Source organism: Bradyrhizobium erythrophlei (genome assembly GCF_900129505.1).
GTDB classification, from domain to species: Bacteria; Pseudomonadota; Alphaproteobacteria; order Rhizobiales; family Xanthobacteraceae; genus Bradyrhizobium; species Bradyrhizobium erythrophlei_D.
In genome coordinates this window covers 5,606,246-5,623,049 of the sequence record NZ_LT670818.1, presented here as the reverse complement: position 1 = coordinate 5,623,049, position 16,804 = coordinate 5,606,246, and the positions used below count along the sequence as shown (strand labels likewise).

Genomic DNA, 16,804 nt, shown 5'->3' with positions numbered 1-16,804 from the left:
TGGCCGGCCACCTTCCGCGGCTTTCGAAATGTCGGATCTTGCGCCGTTTGGGCGATCATTCGGGACGGGTTGGCCGTTATGCCTCGTTCCTCATCCTCACGGGCTCGGAGCCTGGTTCTCTATCCATGCTCCGATCGCAGCCGCCGCATCATTGTAGAAAGTCCGGTAGAGGTCTTCTGCAACGAATCCGATATGCGGCGTCGCCAACAGGTTCTCGAGCGATCGGAATGGATGCGTCGCTGGCAAGGGCTCGGTATCGAAAACGTCGACAGCCGCTCCCGCGATAGCCTGCGTGCGCAAGGTCTCGATGAGCGCTTGCTCGTCGACGATCGGACCGCGCGACGTGTTGACCAATCGCGCCGTCGGTTTCATGAGTGCCAGTTCGGCGGCGCCGACGAGACCGCGGGTGCGCTCGCTCAGGATGAGGTGGATGGTCACGACGTCCGCCCGCCGAAAAAGTTCGTCCTTCGTCACGAATTCGGCGTCAGCCGCTGCCGCCGCTTCCGCGGTCAAGTTCTGGCTCCAAGCGATGATCTTCATGCCGAACGCGCGGCCGATCCTCGCGACCTGTCCGCCAACGTTTCCGAGACCTAACACTCCAAGGACTCTGCCGTCGACTTCATGGCCGATCGAGGTTTGCCAACCGCCTGCCCTGATCGAGTTGCTTTCTCTGACAAGATGACGGGCGCTGGCCAGGATCAGCGCCCAAGTCAATTCGATCGTTGGTGTCGATCTATATCCCGTGTTGGCAACTAAAATGCCGCGCTCTTTGGCGGCGGCCATGTCGATGGAGATGTTGCGCGGGCCGGTCGAGGCAATGAACCTCAGCCGCGGCAAACGTTCGATGACGTCGCGGCGCAAGGGCGTGCGCTCGCGCATGACGCAAATCGCGTCGAACGGCCGGAGCCTTTCGATCAATGTATCGATTTGGTCGATATGATCGTTGAAGACAGTGATGTCTGCCTTTTTGGCGACCGCGGACCAATCGGCGATGCTCAGCGCGACATTCTGGTAATCATCTAGGATTGCGATCTTCACTACTGCCTCGGCTTCGTTGGAGCAGGCTGCAGAAATCGGTTGGTCTCCGGGACAGGGTCCCTCACAACGGCAGCCGGGTTTCTAAGAGAGATCGGCTTTACCGGCACTCCGTGCGCGGGATCATCCATGTTGAAACCGTCTGCCAAAGGCCATCGCCAAACTTCCGTTGATAGGCGATGAAGTCGGCATCTTCGCCGTGCACGAGTTCATAGCGATAAGAATCGATTGAATATTTGATCTGTTCATTACTGAAATTCTCCTCATCAGTAATTTGACTACCTATTGAACTAGTCGCGAGTCTTCGACCATCAATAGAATGATGCATATCATATACTCACGTTATCGAGAGGTGACTGAGCAGTAACATCATCGCCCGGAACCCTGTGTGCATTGACCAACGCCAGCCGCTGGCGGCCAGTCCTCCGGAAATCGAGCAGTGCGCCGCCGCCTCCTCGAGGTGGAAGGGGTGGGGGCAGAGCTCGGCCGAGAATGCGAGGGCCCGGTCCTCATCGATGCGCGGCCGCCCCGAACCGAACGTCTGACCCACTGCAAAATCTTCCAGGCAACGCTCGCTCAAGCGATACATGACTCAACTTCACTTTGAGTCGACGATTTCGGAGCATGCGAACCGGCTACTTGCTCTCGATCAGCTTGACGATCGCATGCAGCAGCCGGTTGGCAGGCGTCGCGACGCCCAGCGCTTCGCCGCGCCGCACGATGAACCCGTTCAGATGATCGATCTCACTGCGCTTGCCTCGCGCCAGATCCTGCGCGGTCGATGCGTACTGGCCTGCGGCCGTCTCGGCAATTTTACGGACGGCCACATCGACATCGCCTGGAAGCGTCACGCCATCGGTTTTCGCAACTGCCACGCATTCATCGACGTTGTCGTGCATGACGGCAGTTATGCCCTCACCCTTCACGAGCCGGCCGTAGGGCAATTGTGTAATCGCCGATAGCGCGTTGTACGCGCAGTTGGTGATCAGCTTCGCCCATAACACACCGCGCACGTTGTCGGAAATCTCGGTCGGCACGTCGGCGGCGATCAGCGCGCGTGCAATGTCGTTGCTGGCCTTCGACCGTTCGATGACCAGTTCGCCGCGGCCCGTGGTGCCTGACATGCCCCGGCCCGGCCATTTCGGTCCCGACATATACCGCTGCTGCGAGCACTTGTTGTTGCAGCAGCGCGCGGAGCCGGTCCGCATTCTCGACGCCGTTTTGCAACGACAGCACCACCGCATCCGGCGCAAGAAGCGGCTTGATAGCAGCTGCAGCGCTTTCGGTATCGGTGGACTTCACGCAAAAGAGCACAAGCTGTGCGCCCTGCACCGCGCTGGCTTCGGTGCTGGCAGCGACGCGAATGCGTTCGTCGACGGTTTGTGTTTCGAGCCGGAGCCCGTGACGTTGGATCGCCTCGACGTGTTGAGGGCGCCCGATCAGCACCACTTCGTGTCTGGCCCGCGCCAGCTTGAAGCCGTAGTAGCAGCCAACTGCACCTGCCCCCATAACGGCGATTTTCATAAGCAACGTTTCCTTTCGGTCAGGCTGCCAGGACGACTTTACCAAATGGCCGATCCTCGATCAGATGACGCAAGGCTTCGCCCGCCTCGTTGAGACGATAGACCCGCTCGACGATCGGTTTGACGGATCCGCCGACGATCAGTGGGGTGATGTCCCGCCACGCTGCGGCGATCGCCGTCGGCGATTGGGCAAATAGAGAGAAGCCGGCCATCCGCGCGCGCTTCCAGATCAGGTCGGTCACGTCGATTGTGGTCTTGCGTCCGGCGGAATAGCCCAGCGTGATCAAGACACCGCCGAGGCCAAGGCTGCTCAATGCCTCACTGGTTACGGACCCGCCGATGCTCTCGATGACGATGTCGACGCCCTTGCCTCCCGTTATCCGACGAGCGCCTTCGGCGAGGCCTTCCGCGGACAGGTCGATCACGTCTTCGAAGCCAAGCTCACGCGCCTTGGCGGCTTTCGCCGTGCTGCCGGCGGTCGAAATCACCTTGCCCGCACCTTGCGCGCGCGCGAGCTGAAAGGTCGCGTTGCCGACCGACCCACCGATCCCGGGAGCCAGCACCGTCATGCCTGGCTTGAATCCGGCGAGGGTCAGCGTGACCTGCGCTGTCAAATAGGCCACCGGAAGGCTCGCGGCGACGAGGTCATCAATTGTGTCTGGTACGAGCGCCAGATGTTCGGGCCTCACCAGCAGCCAGTCTTGCCACGTGCCATTCTCAGCGACGCCGTAGGGTCCTGTGAACATCACGCGGCTTCCGACCGCGAGCCCGCTCTCGCCGGCATCCTCAATGACGCCCGCGCCTTCATTGCCGAGCACCAGCGGCGCCCTCGCTCGGGGATGTCCTCCCGACAGGATCGTGTAGTCGAGCGGCGTGACACCGGCTGCGGTGACTCGGACCAGCACCCGATCAGGTGTCGGTTGTGGGTTGGGAAATTCGGTCTGCCGCAGCCCCTCGTAACCCGAGAAAGTGCTCGCTTCGATCGTCCGCATCGCCATCCTCCATAAAGTGACAGACCTGTACGCCACTTGACGTTACAGACAGGTCTGTTACTTTGTCAACGGTGACACCGAAACGTGAGGAGCTTGCGGTATGAAGGCGGCAGCCCGCCCCCGGCGGGGCGCCCCGGCAAAGGGCGAAGCGAGTGCCCGCGAGCGCATTCTCGCGACGGCAAACGAGCTGTTCTACAGCGAGGGCATCCGCGCCATCGGCGTCGATACCGTCGTCGACCGATCCGGCGTGTCGAAGACGAGCCTCTATCGCGTGTTTGAATCCAAGGACGCCTTGATTGCCGCCTTCGCCGCGGAGCGGGATCGGTCGTTCTGGGAATGGTGGGATCACGTTGAGGCGCAACACGCCGATAATCCGCATGCTTTGCTGGACGCACTGCTATCGGGCATCGCAGAGCGGATCGGGCGCCCCGCCTATCGCGGCTGTCCGTTCCTCAATCTGGTGACGGAGTTCCCCGACCAGAACCATCCCGGCCGTGTTGTCGCCAAGGGCAACAAGGAGGAACTGCGGGCGAGGCTTGCGACCATCGTTGCCAGGCTTGGGGTCTCTGATCCCAGCCGTGTTGCATCTCAACTCGCGCTAATCATCAACGGCGCGTACGCTACCGGCCTCTTCGCAGAACCGGCTGACCTGAGGGGCGACCTTGTCGATGCCGCCCGCAAGCTGCTAGCGCCTAGTTTACCGGGAAGAGGTATCGCCGGCCTTTATCGCGGCAAGGATACCGGCAAGCGATTGGTCGGGCGTCGCAACTAGCCAGCGGCGAATTTTCAAGGCCGCCTACTTCGATTCTGCCTGGTCGAAGAATTTCTTGAGAAGGTCGAGGACTTCATCCGGCTTGTCGTGTTGCAGCCAGTGACCCGCGCCCTCGATCCTTGCCAATTCGGCGTTCTCAAAATGCTTCATTACGCCGGCCGTCGCAGGGTCGGGCAGGAAACTTTCGCTACCGCTGACGAGGAGCGTCGGGCACGCGATGCGCGACCACAGCCCAATGTGGTCATCCAGCGATAACCGATAGGGCGCGCGGGCGCGCAAGTACGGATCGAACTTCCAGCTATAGGTGCCGTCGGGATTTTGCTTCAGGCCGTGAGTCGCCAGATGCAGCGCCTGCGCGCGCGTCAGATGCCGGTTGCGACGCAGGATCCGCTCGGCGCCATCGGCGAGCGACGCATAGCGGTGGATTTTCCGTTGCGCCAGTTTGTCCAGATCGCTGATCCACTCGGCGATTCTGACGTCGGCGGGCTTGACTTGTCTCGCCGGATAATTGGTCACGCCGTCGAGCACGACCAGCCGGGATACCTTTTCCGGAAACACACCGGCATAGGTCAGGCTGACCATACCGCCCATGGAATGGCCGACGATCGACACGTTCTCGAAGCCTGCAGCCTTCACTAGGCCAGTAAGATCGTAAACATGGTCAGCCAGGCTGTAGCTGCTGCCGGTCGCCCATTCAGACTCGCCATGCCCGCGAAGGTCGGGCGCCAGGACATGAAAGTTGCGCCGCAACGCGCGCGCCAGATGATCCCAACTGCGGGAATGATCGAGACCGCCATGAACCAGGAGCAACGGCGGGGCCTGCGGGTTACCCCAGTCGGTAAAATGAAGCCTTAGCCCCTGGGAGTGGTAATAGCGCGATTGCGGCGCGTCGATTGCTGCGTCCATGGAGCTTACTTAAAGGCTGCTGTCTTGCAGGTCCAGCACGGTGCTCACGCGGCAATGTCGTTCGGAAACATTGGCTCGCACCGCATGCGTCACTCTTTGTCCGGCGAAACGATAATCCCGTGAACCCTTTCCTGCGGCCGAGCGCCAGCTCAAAACGATGCTACGCCGTACTCAATTCTTGCGCTTGGTTGAAAAACCAGTTCAGTGACGATCAATGCTCTACAGTTTCGACCAACCCGGCCGCGACATCGCGCGCACATTCTTCGAGATCCAGTATCACGCGCCGGCGATCGGCTCGGCGCCTGACGAGAGCGGTACCGACGGGAGGAACGCCGATGGTTGGAATAATAGAGCTCTGCTTGTCGATAAATCTGATGCGCTCCCACGATGACGACGGCCTCGCCGGATTCGACGGCCGCAAGAGATTCTCGGATCGTTGTGACGACTGGCCCTCGCGCGATCGGCCGTCCCGAAGGAGTGTGATCAGGGAAATGGATCGCTGCCCAGGCTCCCAACTGGTGATTGTCGGGCAATGTCGGGACGGTCTCGAGCGCGAGCTCCTCAGGATCAATCCAGTCTCTGCTTGAGAGCCTGTGATCGGCCGGCACCACCAGCTTCTTCTTCTCCTCAAGGAGCACCGTGCATTGTACCAAGCCGTCATGGGAAAGCGGAAGTCTGCAGATGGCCGCGTCGACCTTGCCCGCTGCAATCGCCTCAAACTGGTCCAGCAGCGAAAGCTCCACCCACTCGACATCGATATGGAACTTGCTCCTGAGGTGCCTGACGAATGGCAGGGTTAATTCATAGAGTCCGCCGCCGAGGAAGCCGATCCTTAGCCGGTTTGGCTGACCAAGGACGGTCTTCCTGCAATCGTCCAACGTGGCGTGCAGCACCAGGGCGGCGGGTTCGACGCCGAGACGAAACTTCTCGCCAAGGGAGGTCAGCTGGACGCGCCTGCTCGTTCGGACCAGCAGCGGTCCGCCCACTTCCTGCTCCAGGGAGCGTATCGCTTCGGAGACGGAGGATTGGGCGAGAGAGAGCCTCTTCGCCGCTTTTCCGAAATGGAGATCCTTTGCGACTGCCAGGAAGCAGTCGATCTGCCGCAGTTCCACCGCCTATCCCCGCGTCAACCGATTGATCGGACGGGCCGATTGAATGCGAGCCTACGCTCCGGCGATGCGGCCTGCAATCTGGATGAAGCGGGTACTCAACCGTGCTCGGCATCTGGCCCAGCCTGGACCATCAGCTTGCGAGCGATCAATCGGCGCTGCCGATTGAATGCTCGGCAATTGGCCCTTGTTGCAAAGGCCCCCAAAGAAAACATCACCCGACGAGTTGGCCCGAACCAATGCGGGAAGGAATTTTCCATGACCCAGCACAGCCACCCGAACGCGACGAAGGTCGTGGACACTGCCAACTTTGCACCGCGCGATGAGAACATCCGTTGCCTTTCCTATGGCGTCCTGCGCAAGCTTGCCGGGCTTCCGCGAGATCTGTTCGCAGACTATTGGCGCGATGTCCTCGGGACGCTGTGCGCGCGACTTCCCGGCATCAGCTACTACGTGCAGCACCACTTTTCACAGGACCACTGGGCCAATCTCTGGCCTCTGCCGGACGGCGTTCACCGCATGGACGTCGTGCTCGACGGCGCCGCGGAAATCGGCTTCGCCGACATCGACGACCTGAACCGTTACGCCGAGGCAAGCCCGGTGCTGTTCGGAGACGTGTTCCATCTGTTCGAGCACATCGTCGCTTACAATCTGCCACGGGGGTCACATACGCTGGTTGATCGCGAGCCCGACGGCATTCCAAACGGGCCGGACCGGTTGTACCGCCTGCATTTGCATCTGAACGGCGGATCTGCCGAGGGATTCCGGCCCTGGCTGTCGGAGTGGGCGCGATATCTGGCATCCGCGCCGGCGGTGCAGAAGTTGCGCCTGCATCTGCCCGAACCGTACGACAACGCGCGCCCATCGCCGCCCTCGCCCCATGGCGATCATCGGGTCAGCGACGAACGCAAGGACATCGGCGTCATCGAGATCGGTTTCGCAAGCGCGCTCACGGCACGAGAATTCTACGAAAGCGAAACCTATCGCTCAACCATTGAGGACCAGCGCAGATATCTCCGCTCGGTCGGCGCATTCCTGTTGACTGGTGTCTACACCTATGTCCGCGATGGCGTGATCACCACTGCGGGTTTGAGAGGCAGCCGGACCGCGGAGCTCATCGAGAGAATCGGTGCCGTCAACCAGACGCGGGATGAGGTCACACGGCGCTTCGTGCAGGGCCCGCAGGGGTGACGCCGCCCGGCCCGAGGTCTCCATGACTGGGACAGGGGGCATTCGACAACAACACAGAGAGGCGCGGAGAGGCAACGAACCATGGGTAAATTGCAAGGGAAAGTGGCTGTCATTACCGGCGGTACCCAGGGTATCGGCGTCGCCACGGCAAAGCTCTTCGCCAGTGAAGGTGCTCACGTCTTCATTACTGGCCGTCGCCAGAAGGAGCTCGAAGAAGCTGTAGCGGCCATCGGCCGCAACGTCACGGGCGTTCAGGGTGACGTCGCGAAGCTCGCCGACCTCGATCGTCTCTACGAGCGCGTCAAAGCGAAGGGCCGAATCGATGTCCTCTTCGCCAATGTAGGACTTGGCGGATTTGTCCCGTTGGGAAGCATCACCGAGGAGTACTACGACAAGACCTTCGACACCAACGTCAAGGGACTGCTCTTCACGGTTCAAAAGGCACTGCCGCTTCTGAACGATGGCGCCTCCATCATCCTGACCGGTTCAGCCGCGGCGACCAAAGGCACCCCGAGTTTCGGCGTCTACGCCGCGAGCAAGGCGGCCATTCGCTCATTCGTGCGCACCTGGACCGCGGAGCTGAAGGACCGGCGCATCCGCGCCAACGTTCTCAGCCCCGGACCTGTCGTCACCCCGCAGGTGGCGCTGCAGCCGCCTGAGGCCATCGCGCGCATCGTCACGACCGTCCCGATGGGCCGCATGGCGGAGCCCGAAGAGATCGCCAAGGTCGCGCTGTTTCTGGGCTCGGACGACTCCAGCTTCGTCACAGGGATCGAACTGTTCGCCGATGGCGGCAGAGCGCAGGTCTAACGCGAGAACGAGAGATGATCACGATTGCTCACGGTGGCCATCCTGATCGAACACAAGGAGTCACGAGATGTCAGACATGTTGAAGCTTTACCACGCCATCAACTCGCCCAATTCGCGGCGTGTCCGAATTTTCCTGGCCGAGAAGGGACTCAAGCCGACGCTGATTTCTGTCGATCTCGGCGCGGGCGAGCAACACTCGGAAGCCTACAGGGCCATCAATCCCCGCCTCGTGGTGCCGGCCCTGGTGCTCGAAGATGGCACCACCATCGTAGAGGTACCGGCCATCATGCGGTATCTCGATGAAGCCTTTCCCGACACGCCCCTATTGGGCGCCACGTCGAAGGACAAGGGCCTGGTCGTGATGTGGGAGCGGTTCGCCGAGCTCGAAGGCTTTGCGGCGGTGATGGAAGGCGTGCGCAACAAGATGGAGAGGCTCAAGGGCCGCGCCATCGCCGGACCGCATGGCTATGAGCAAATCCCGGGGTTGGTCGACCGCAGCGTGCTGCGCGTGCAGAACTTTCTCGCCGATCTGAACGCACGGCTCGAACAGGTGCCCTTCGTCGCCGGCGAGCGGTTTTCGGCGGCAGACATCACTGCACTGGTGACCATCGATTTCGCGAAGGCGCTCGACGTCTCGATTCCGGAGGGGCACCGGGCGCTAACGCGCTGGAAGGATGTGGTTTCGTCGCGATCCAGTATGAGCGCATAGCGCGAAAGCAGCCTCGCGACTGATTGCCGGCCAATACAGGAGTTAAACCGTGCCCAAAGGGTATTTCTTTGTCGAAATCGAGATCACCGATCCGGCGGCCTACGAGGCCTACCGCACGAGCGTTCCGGGCATCATCGCAGCGCACGGCGGCAGGATTCTCGTGCGCGGCGAAGACGCGCAACCGCTGGATGGCGTCATCCCGCAGCGCCGCCGGGTTATCGTCGAGTTCGATAGCCCCGAGGCCGTGAAGAACTTCTATCACTCCGACGCCTATCAGGCGGTGCAGCCGATCCGGCTCAAAGCGAGCAAGGGCTTCGTGTGCCTCCTGACCGGAACGGAACAGATCCTCCACCTTTCCGGACACCTTCTCTAAAGGCGCCCTCGTCACCGGCTCGACGCAGACTGCCGTTCGCGCGCGTGCCGAATAGCTTAACTCCTACCCGACTTGCCGGAGGCATCATGTCCCGCACCATCAAATTCGCAAAGGCCGGAGGGCCTGAAGTTCTCGAATTCATTGAAATGGAAGTGCCCGCTCCCGGCCCGCACGAAGTTCGCATCAAGGTGAAAGCAATCGGCATCAACCGCGCCGAGTCGATGTGGCGTAACGATAAATACGTCGAATCCCCGATATTTCCGGCTGGTCTCGGATATGATTGCGCAGGTGTGGTCGATGCCGCTGGCAAGGATGTCGCCGATTTTGCCGTGGGCGACAGCGTCAGCACGATTCCGGCCTTCTCCCTGAACAGGTACTTCACCTACGGAGAGGTCATCCTCGCCCCCGATCATGCCATCGTGAAGCATCCAGCGTCGCTTTCGTTCGTCGAAGCGGCGTCGGTCTGGATGATGTTCATCACGGCCTACGGCGCGCTCGTCTTCGACGCCCACGTGAAGACTGGCGACTTCGTCATCATTCCCGCAGCTTCGAGCAGCGTCGGCCTGGCGGCGATTCAAATTGCCAACCAAGCCGGCGCGACCCCCATCGCGCTGACCCGCACTTCGGACAAGAAAAAGCGGCTGCACGAGGCCGGCGCAGCCCATGTCGTTGCAACAAGGGAGCAAGACATGGTCGCCGAGGTGATGCGCATCACCAACGGCCATGGCGCACGGGTCGCCTTCGATCCCGTGGGCGGCGCGGACCTGGCCAAGCTGATCGCCGCGCTGACCAATGAGGGCATCGTCTACATCTACGGCGCGCTGAGCGAGGATGACACCCCGATCCCGGTGCTGGAGATGATCCGCAAGATGACGATCGTCAAAGGGTACAGCATCCGGCTGGTCACTGGCGACGAGGCTCGCCGGAAAGCGGCGGTGGATTACGTTACCAGGGGTCTTGCGAGCGGCGCGCTCAAGCCGGTCATCGATCGCATATTCAAGTTCGACGATATGGTGGAAGTGCATCGCTATCTGGAGAACAGCGGCCAATTCGGCAAGATCGTCGTCACTCTTTGAGCGACCACGAACCGAGCGCAGAGGTCGCCAGCCCGGGCATCGGCGCCCGCCGCTGGGTCGCCCTCGCCGTCGTCCTCTCGGGCATTTTTGTGACGGTCATGGACAACTCGATCGTCAACATTGCGATTCCGTCAATCAGAACTACGCTAGACGCGAGCTTCGGCGAGGCCGAACTCACGGTAGCAACCTACGCACTGGCCTTTTCCGCCGGAATGATCACCGGGGGACGACTTGGCGACATCTACGGCCAGCGTCGTGTGTTCATGGCGGCCTTTGGAGCGTTCACGCTGACGTCGTTCATCTGCGGGGTCGCGCCGAACATCGAGATTCTTATTGTCGGCAGGCTGCTGCAGGGCGCCTCCGCGGCGATGCTCTCGCCCCAGGTCTTTGCGTTGGTGCGAATGTCCTTTGCCGATGGCGGCGAGCGTAGGGCGGCGTTCGGCGCGATGGGCGTAGCGATAGGCCTTGCCAACGTCGCAGGGCTTGTCCTTGGGGGAGTCCTGATCCAAGCTGACCTCTTCGGCCTTGCTTGGCGCACGGTCTTTCTGGTGAACCTCCCAATTGGGATCGTGGCCATTTTCCTGACGCCGCTGGTGCTGGCAGACGTGCGTTCCGGCGAGCGCAAGCGGCTTGACCTTACGGGTGTCGCGCTAAGCACACTCGCCATGTTGCTATTGATGCTGCCGTTGGTCGAGGGACCGGAGCGCGGCTGGGCCGGCTGGCCGGTCGCGATGCTGGCTGCGTCCCCGGTTGCTTTCGTGGGGTTCTATCTCCACCAGCGCTGGAAATCGCGGCACGGACTCTCTCCCCTGCTCGAGACCGACCTGTTTGGCGACCGTGCGTTCAATATCGGCGCACTTCTGATCCTTTTCTTCTGGGGATCCACGACGCCCTTCAGCTTCTCCTACGTGTTGCTGATGCAGACGGGATATGGGCACTCGCCGCTGGCCACGGCGGGAAGCCTGGCAATCCTCGGTGGGGCGTTCGGAATCGTTTCGCCGATTGCAAGTCGGCTAACGTCGTTCGGGGTGCGCCGTATCATGATGGCAGGCGTCCTCGTGGACCTGGTCGGGATGCTTCTTACGCTAGTCCTGTGCTGGACAGTCGATCCGCTTCCAGCCCCATGGCTTCTTCCGTCCTTGTTGCTCGTTGGTATCGGTATGGGCCTCTTCATGACGCCAATACTGAATGCGGTGATGAGCGGCATCCATGACCGCCACGTCGGATCCGCAGCTGGGGTCCTGACGACGATGCAGCGCGGCGGCAATGCATTGGGGGTAGCAGCACTGGAGGTTCCTTTTTTTCTGACCCTTTCTGGTGCCGGATCAAGAGGCCTCAGCCAGACGGCATCCTATGTCCAGGCGTTTGGTGCGGTCGCCTTTTGGAACGTACTGATGCTGCTCGCAGTCGTCGGGCTGCTTCTCCTCCTGCCCGACAGGACCTCAGGTCCGTCGTGATTCCGACGGACGCGCGAACGTTCGCGTGGTCCTCATGTCGATGCAGGCGAGGCCGCGGATGGGGTTATGGTGGGCTTCGTCGTTGCGAATACGAGCGTGGCAACATTCATCAGAATGATCGCTGCCGCACCGAGATCGACGGCCAGACTAAGCCCCCTCGCCGTCGCGAGCGCGCCGAGAGCGAGCGCGAGCGCGCCCATCGACAGGTAACTCAGGAGATAGAGCGCGGCGAGGATGCCGCCGCGGTGACGCTCGGGAGCCGTCACGCTGATCACTTGCAGACCGCCGACAAACAACAGGCTGTATGCGCCACCCGCAGCGGCCGTCGCCAGCAAATAGATAACTAGATCGCGCAAGCTGACCGCCAGGATGAGCAGCACCATGCCCGCACCGGAGATCAGCGCGCCGACGATCAGCGCCCGCCGCGGCGAAAGCGGCCGAGCCACGATCCCGATCGCGCCCATCACGATGGGAAACAATGAAAGGACGGCGCTGTTGAGAAGGGCGTTGGGCGAACCGATCAGATCATGCTCGACCTGGCCGCCGAGCGAGAGCACCAGGACGCCGAACGCATAGGCCGCGACCATCGCAGTCGATGTCATCGCGAAAGCCCGACGCACGTGCTTCGGAACGGATGGCATTCTCGAGCGCCAGTCGCCGCCCCTACCGCCGGGCGTATGACGCGGCAAGAGCCACGTCCCGATCAGAAGGACGATGAGGAAGACCGCAAGCACCCAGAAGCAAAGGCGGGTCGGCCATGGCCCGTATTGCGTCAAGGCGCCGCCGAGCAGCAAAGCCGTGGCGAAGCCAATTGCCTGCGCCCCCATCGTGACCGAGGCCGCGCTCTTCGCGCGTTCCGGGCTCGTGAACTCCAGGATCGCGGCAGTCGACGGGCTCGCAGCAAGGCCGACGCCGATGCCCATCAGCGCACGTCCTGCGAATACCCACCACACGTCGGGTGCGACCGCAAACAGCAGCGCGCCGGCGAGCGAAGCCCAGAGCCCCGCCAACATGGTCGTGCGGCGGCCAATCTGGTCGGAAATGCCGCCGAAGCCGAGCAGCATGACGACGACGGCGATCGGATAGATGGCGAAGATCGCCGCTATCGCCGTATGGGTGAGATGCCACTCCTCGGCATAAAGCCCGTAGGTGAGCGCGGGCGCCGCACTTGTCCATAGCGTATGACCGACCACGCCCGCCGACACGAACAGACTCGCGCGGCGCCCGAGGGCGAACCGCCCGCCCGCCGGAGGCTCGGTCCAGCCCGCCACGGTATGACGAACGGACGCCGATGATACCTTGATCATTGCGAGCTTTGTGATGGTGCTGTTTTCGGGGTGCAGAATTTACGAAGCGGTCTTGCCGCCGTTCACGGCAATGATCTGGCCGGTGATGAATGACGCCTTGGGAGAAGCGACGAACACGATAGCATCGGCGATCTCCGTAGGCGTGCCCACACGCTTGAGCGGCACGCCTGCGACAAGTCCGGCCTTTCGCTCGGCAGAGCCGGTGAACCGGTCCAGCATTCCGGTTTCGACGGGACCGGGCGCGACCGCATTGACGCGAACGCCTGATGCCGCTCCTTCGAGCGCCGCGGATTTCGTCAGCCCTTCGACCGCGTGCTTGCTCGCGGTATAGAGCGAGGCGCCCGGCGCGCCGCGATGTCCCATGGTCGACGACAGGTTCACGATGCTGCCGCTGCCTTGCGCCTGCATCACCCGCATCTCATGCTTCATGCTGAGCAGCACGCCGAGCACGTTGGTGTCGAACGTGGCCGCGTAGCTTTCGGCGGTCTGCTCCGTCACCGGCCCGGGCTTGCCCTCGGTGCCGGCGTTGTTGACCGCGACGTCAAGCCGGCCGAAGCCGGCCACGGTCTTGTCGAGCAGGTTGCGGACATCGTTTTCATGGCGAACGTCGGCGCGGATGAATTCAGCCTCAACGCCGAGGGCGCGGAGCTCCTGGGTCAGGGCTTGTCCCTCCTGGTCGCGGCGGCCGGAGACAACAATCCGGGCGCCCTCCTGGGCGAAGGCCAGCGCCGTGGCACGGCCAATGCCGGTCAAGGCGCCGGTAATCAGGACAACGGGGGCGGTCATATGCAGTTTCTCCTGGAGTGAGAGATTGCTGAAAAGCCTTGCTCGGCAGGTCATTCCGACCAAGGGTTTGGGAGACAGCGGCGTATTTCCGCTCGTTAGGCTTTGGGTGATGTAGGTGGCTCTGGCGGAATGGAGAAAGACTTTGTAGGGTCCATGCCATACTTTGAAAGCATGAGTTAAACATGGAACTGCGTCATCTGCGCTATTTCATTGCTGTGGCTGAGGAAGGCAGCCTGACGCTGGCGGCCGAGCGGCGGCTTCACACCGCCCAGCCGTCACTCAGCCGGCAGATCCGCGATCTGGAGCTGGAGGACGGCGCCCAACTACTGATCCGCGGTCCGCGTGGAATTGAACTGACCCCGGCAGGCCGCGTTTTTCTCGATCATGCCCGTCTGGTGCTGTCGCAGGTCGAGGTTGCTGGCGAAGCGGCCCGGCGAGCGTCCCAGGTCGCCAAGGAATCATTCGTGCTTGGATTTCTGACCGGGCACGAGGTGACGTGGCTTCCCGAAGCCCTGAGGATTCTCCGCGACGATCAACCAAACATCGAAGTCATCGTGCACAGCCAACTATCGCCTGACCTTGCGAGGGGGCTGCTGCAGGGCAAACTTGACGTGGCCTTTCTCCGGCGGGAAGACCACGTGCCTGGCCTGGCATTCAAGCTGTTGACCAAGGAGCCCCTCGTCGTCTTTCTGCCCAGCGATCATCGCCTCGCCACACGCGATACTATTCGCCCGCGAGACATTCCGCGTGAAACCTTCATCAGTGTTCCCAAGACGACATCACCTGCTCTCAGGGCCGTTATCGACGGCTACGGGGCGCGCGCCAGACTCGATCTTACTCCCGACCATGAGGTTGATAATATTTCAATGGCGGTCTCAATGATCGTCTCCACGCGCGGCCTCGCCCTGTTGCCGCTGTATGCGCGAAATCTTCTTCCGCCGTCGGTCGTCAGCCGCCCGCTACGAGGCGAAGCGCCGACGATCGATCTGGTGATCGGCTACAACAGGGCAAACACGTCCTCGCTTCTCAAGGCATTTCTCTTGGACGAGTTGATCGCGCGTGGAAGCATGCTGAACGCGGCCTCCCCGGAACATCTGCCGCTCCGGCACAAGTGACACCACGATACCATCCATCGAGGGCAAGCCAGATCTTTCGTCAAAAGGCGGGCCACTTGTTCCGCGGTTGCGCCTCTTCTGCGAGAGGGTTTGGCGGGTCACGGAATGATCCGCTCACGCCGAAAATCCGAGAACATCCGGAAAAACATTTCCTCGGTGTCCACGAGGTCGTGGAATCCGAAACGGCGGGCCTTGCTGGTATCGGAGACGATATCGTAGTCGGAAGCGAACACGCCATCCGGGTAGCCCCAGGCCGCGATCTCTTCGAAGCGAAATTTCTGCAATCCGTTCTTTTCGACGATTTTTTCCCAGACCGGCCCCTTGTCGGCCATGGTCCGCGCAAGGTTGATGTGTCGTGGCGGCGCCAGCTCCATTCCGAAGAAGTTGGCGAATCTGGGCCACAGGTTCTGCCACCTGATGAGATCACTGTTGGTGATGTTGAAAGCCTGGTTGGCGCATTTCGGATCGGTCGCCATCCACTCGACGGCCTTTGCCAGAAGAGCGGCGTCGGTGCACTGATAGAGCGCGGTGTACGCGCCTGGCTTGCCCGGAAAACTGAGAGGCAGCCTCAGCGCCTTGCAGATATTGGCATAGACAGCGATCGCCAGAGTCAGGTTCATCGGTCCTCCCGTGGAGAAACCGCAGACCGCGTGCGGACGCCCGACCGACCAGGTCCAGCGCTTTCCTTGCTGGAATTCTTCGAGAAAGTCCTGCTGGTCGTAATAGAAATTCGGCGGCATGTGCCGCGGATCATCCTCCCTGGTCGGGGTCTTGTAGGGGCCGAGGTGATTTCCGTACCACCTGGTGCCCTGAGAGAGATGAACATGCTCGAGCATGGGTGAAGCGGCCTCGACGGTCTTGACGAGGTTGAAGAACATGTTGGCGTTCGCCGAAATCGTCTCACCGGGATCCGCCCGCTCCGTGATCGCCAGATAGAACAAATGCGTAATGTTCATGAGCGGCCCAAGTTTGGCCTGGCAGTCGGCCGGATCGAGAAGATCCACGGCGATGTGCCTGTAGTCGCCACCAATCCGCGGCTTGCGGCGCGACACCGCGATGACATCCCAGCCGCCCTGCTTAAGCAGGTGAGCCAGCATGTAGCCGCCGGCCAGGCCGGAGGCTCCTGTGACAAGTGCGGTACGCTTTGCCATCGTCATCTGTTCTTTCTCCTTTGGGTCACCCGGCGTGAGAGGGGAGCCGCAATTTCACTCCGAACGACTCCTCACGACGTGCATCGACATGCCGTCAAAGCAAGGTCGGGAGCGCCACTTAACTGATCTCGTCGACACGGCCCGGGTAAAACGCGACGTAATCCTTGATCAGCGCCATCGCTTCAAACGGCATCTCATACGTCCACACTGCGTTGCGTGAACGATCCCCGCCCGCTGGAATGCTGTAGTAGGACGCGTCGCCCTTGTAGGGGCAGTAGGTAGTATGCTCGCTGCGTGTGAGTGCGGCCATGTCGACGTCGCGGCGGGGGATATATTGAACGGGTGGATAGGACGCCTCGCGAAGCGTCAACGCATCGTGGGTGTCGGCGATGATCTTTCCGCCGACTTTGACCACGACGCGAGATGGGTTCGCTTCGACCGAAATCGGGTGGTCGGGCCCCGGTATCTTTATCAGCTTGTCAGCCATCGTCT

The 16,804-nt window shown here is 61.6% G+C and carries 18 protein-coding genes and 1 pseudogene; 8 read left to right on the top strand and 11 right to left on the bottom strand.

Annotation, left to right across the window (positions count from 1 at the left end):
- Nucleotides 1-96: 96 nt before the first annotated feature.
- The 5 genes and pseudogenes from B5525_RS25880 to B5525_RS25860 all read right to left on the bottom strand — a co-directional run bounded on the left by B5525_RS25880 (nucleotide 97) and on the right by B5525_RS25860 (nucleotide 3,550).
- A complete protein-coding gene (locus tag B5525_RS25880; protein ID WP_079568550.1) occupies nucleotides 97-1,038 on the bottom strand; it encodes a D-2-hydroxyacid dehydrogenase family protein in 942 nt (313 codons plus the stop codon).
- A 97-nt stretch (nucleotides 1,039-1,135) separates the two neighbouring features.
- Nucleotides 1,136-1,363, bottom strand: a complete 228-nt coding sequence (locus B5525_RS25875) for a hypothetical protein (protein WP_079568549.1) — start codon at nucleotides 1,361-1,363, stop codon at nucleotides 1,136-1,138.
- A gap of 307 nt (nucleotides 1,364-1,670) precedes the next feature.
- Entirely contained in the window at nucleotides 1,671-2,189 is a 519-nt protein-coding gene (locus tag B5525_RS47565) for a ketopantoate reductase family protein (protein WP_338075314.1), read from the bottom strand.
- A 1-nt stretch (nucleotide 2,190) separates the two neighbouring features.
- Nucleotides 2,191-2,544: pseudogene (locus tag B5525_RS47560) on the bottom strand (ketopantoate reductase family protein); the annotation flags it as partial.
- A gap of 34 nt (nucleotides 2,545-2,578) precedes the next feature.
- A complete protein-coding gene (locus tag B5525_RS25860) occupies nucleotides 2,579-3,550 on the bottom strand; it encodes a quinone oxidoreductase family protein (protein ID WP_079573781.1) in 972 nt (323 codons plus the stop codon).
- A 100-nt stretch (nucleotides 3,551-3,650) separates the two neighbouring features.
- Between B5525_RS25860 and B5525_RS25855 the strand changes: the two genes are divergently transcribed.
- Nucleotides 3,651-4,322, top strand: coding sequence for a TetR/AcrR family transcriptional regulator (locus B5525_RS25855; RefSeq protein WP_079568547.1), 672 nt, complete (start codon nucleotides 3,651-3,653; stop codon nucleotides 4,320-4,322).
- Nucleotides 4,323-4,346: 24 nt separating this feature from the next.
- Here the strand turns inward: B5525_RS25855 and B5525_RS25850 are convergent, their stop codons facing one another.
- Both B5525_RS25850 and B5525_RS25845 read right to left on the bottom strand, forming a co-directional pair.
- Nucleotides 4,347-5,228 carry an alpha/beta fold hydrolase gene (locus B5525_RS25850; protein WP_079568546.1) on the bottom strand — a complete coding sequence of 294 codons (882 nt, stop codon included), beginning with the start codon at nucleotides 5,226-5,228 and terminating at the stop codon, nucleotides 4,347-4,349.
- Between the two features lie 149 nt (nucleotides 5,229-5,377).
- Nucleotides 5,378-6,340: a LysR family transcriptional regulator gene (locus B5525_RS25845; RefSeq protein WP_079568545.1), complete on the bottom strand. Its 963-nt coding sequence runs from the start codon at nucleotides 6,338-6,340 to the stop codon at nucleotides 5,378-5,380.
- Between the two features lie 255 nt (nucleotides 6,341-6,595).
- On the opposite strand from B5525_RS25845, the gene B5525_RS25840 reads away from it, so the two are divergent.
- The 6 genes from B5525_RS25840 (at nucleotide 6,596) to B5525_RS25815 (ending at nucleotide 11,953) form a co-directional block, all read left to right on the top strand.
- A complete protein-coding gene (locus B5525_RS25840; protein ID WP_079568544.1) occupies nucleotides 6,596-7,528 on the top strand; it encodes an EthD domain-containing protein in 933 nt (310 codons plus the stop codon).
- Between the two features lie 81 nt (nucleotides 7,529-7,609).
- Complete coding sequence (locus tag B5525_RS25835) at nucleotides 7,610-8,338, top strand: SDR family NAD(P)-dependent oxidoreductase (protein ID WP_079568543.1); 729 nt, start codon at nucleotides 7,610-7,612, stop codon at nucleotides 8,336-8,338.
- 67 nt (nucleotides 8,339-8,405) lie between these two features.
- Nucleotides 8,406-9,047 (top strand): glutathione S-transferase family protein, encoded by a 642-nt coding sequence (locus B5525_RS25830; protein WP_079568542.1) that lies wholly within the window; start codon nucleotides 8,406-8,408, stop codon nucleotides 9,045-9,047.
- A gap of 49 nt (nucleotides 9,048-9,096) precedes the next feature.
- The gene (locus tag B5525_RS25825; protein ID WP_079568541.1) at nucleotides 9,097-9,420 is read left to right on the top strand and encodes a DUF1330 domain-containing protein; all 324 of its coding nucleotides are present in this window, start codon (nucleotides 9,097-9,099) and stop codon (nucleotides 9,418-9,420) included.
- A gap of 86 nt (nucleotides 9,421-9,506) precedes the next feature.
- Nucleotides 9,507-10,496, top strand: coding sequence for a zinc-dependent alcohol dehydrogenase family protein (locus tag B5525_RS25820; protein ID WP_079568540.1), 990 nt, complete (start codon nucleotides 9,507-9,509; stop codon nucleotides 10,494-10,496).
- A complete protein-coding gene (locus B5525_RS25815) occupies nucleotides 10,493-11,953 on the top strand; it encodes an MFS transporter (protein ID WP_079568539.1) in 1,461 nt (486 codons plus the stop codon). Before B5525_RS25820 ends, B5525_RS25815 begins: the two co-directional genes overlap by 4 nt.
- Before the next feature lie 32 nt (nucleotides 11,954-11,985).
- Here B5525_RS25815 and B5525_RS25810 read toward each other — a convergent pair whose 3' ends face one another.
- Both B5525_RS25810 and B5525_RS25805 read right to left on the bottom strand, forming a co-directional pair.
- The gene (locus B5525_RS25810) at nucleotides 11,986-13,260 is read right to left on the bottom strand and encodes an MFS transporter (RefSeq protein ID WP_079568538.1); all 1,275 of its coding nucleotides are present in this window, start codon (nucleotides 13,258-13,260) and stop codon (nucleotides 11,986-11,988) included.
- Between the two features lie 39 nt (nucleotides 13,261-13,299).
- Nucleotides 13,300-14,046 carry an SDR family NAD(P)-dependent oxidoreductase gene (locus tag B5525_RS25805; RefSeq protein WP_079568537.1) on the bottom strand — a complete coding sequence of 249 codons (747 nt, stop codon included), beginning with the start codon at nucleotides 14,044-14,046 and terminating at the stop codon, nucleotides 13,300-13,302.
- 182 nt (nucleotides 14,047-14,228) lie between these two features.
- On the opposite strand from B5525_RS25805, the gene B5525_RS25800 reads away from it, so the two are divergent.
- A complete protein-coding gene (locus B5525_RS25800) occupies nucleotides 14,229-15,161 on the top strand; it encodes a LysR family transcriptional regulator (protein WP_079568536.1) in 933 nt (310 codons plus the stop codon).
- Nucleotides 15,162-15,259: 98 nt separating this feature from the next.
- On the opposite strand, the gene B5525_RS25795 is transcribed toward B5525_RS25800, so the two are convergent.
- A complete protein-coding gene (locus B5525_RS25795) occupies nucleotides 15,260-16,318 on the bottom strand; it encodes an SDR family oxidoreductase (protein WP_079568535.1) in 1,059 nt (352 codons plus the stop codon).
- A 112-nt stretch (nucleotides 16,319-16,430) separates the two neighbouring features.
- On the bottom strand, nucleotides 16,431-16,799 hold the full coding sequence (locus B5525_RS25790) for a DUF427 domain-containing protein (protein WP_079568534.1): 369 nt from the start codon (nucleotides 16,797-16,799) through the stop codon (nucleotides 16,431-16,433).
- Nucleotides 16,800-16,804 lie beyond the last annotated feature (5 nt).

Coding starts and splice junctions, on each gene's coding strand:
- B5525_RS47565 (WP_338075314.1), bottom strand. CDS start 2,189: ATGTCGGGACCGAAATGGCCGGGCCGGGGCATGTCAGGCACCACGGGC.
- B5525_RS25860 (WP_079573781.1), bottom strand. CDS start 3,550: ATGCGGACGATCGAAGCGAGCACTTTCTCGGGTTACGAGGGGCTGCGG.
- B5525_RS25875 (WP_079568549.1), bottom strand. CDS start 1,363: ATGCATCATTCTATTGATGGTCGAAGACTCGCGACTAGTTCAATAGGT.
- B5525_RS25800 (WP_079568536.1), top strand. CDS start 14,229: ATGGAACTGCGTCATCTGCGCTATTTCATTGCTGTGGCTGAGGAAGGC.
- B5525_RS25850 (WP_079568546.1), bottom strand. CDS start 5,228: ATGGACGCAGCAATCGACGCGCCGCAATCGCGCTATTACCACTCCCAG.
- B5525_RS25840 (WP_079568544.1), top strand. CDS start 6,596: ATGACCCAGCACAGCCACCCGAACGCGACGAAGGTCGTGGACACTGCC.
- B5525_RS25810 (WP_079568538.1), bottom strand. CDS start 13,260: ATGATCAAGGTATCATCGGCGTCCGTTCGTCATACCGTGGCGGGCTGG.
- B5525_RS25790 (WP_079568534.1), bottom strand. CDS start 16,799: ATGGCTGACAAGCTGATAAAGATACCGGGGCCCGACCACCCGATTTCG.
- B5525_RS25830 (WP_079568542.1), top strand. CDS start 8,406: ATGTCAGACATGTTGAAGCTTTACCACGCCATCAACTCGCCCAATTCG.
- B5525_RS25835 (WP_079568543.1), top strand. CDS start 7,610: ATGGGTAAATTGCAAGGGAAAGTGGCTGTCATTACCGGCGGTACCCAG.
- B5525_RS25820 (WP_079568540.1), top strand. CDS start 9,507: ATGTCCCGCACCATCAAATTCGCAAAGGCCGGAGGGCCTGAAGTTCTC.
- B5525_RS25795 (WP_079568535.1), bottom strand. CDS start 16,318: ATGACGATGGCAAAGCGTACCGCACTTGTCACAGGAGCCTCCGGCCTG.
- B5525_RS25805 (WP_079568537.1), bottom strand. CDS start 14,046: ATGACCGCCCCCGTTGTCCTGATTACCGGCGCCTTGACCGGCATTGGC.
- B5525_RS25855 (WP_079568547.1), top strand. CDS start 3,651: ATGAAGGCGGCAGCCCGCCCCCGGCGGGGCGCCCCGGCAAAGGGCGAA.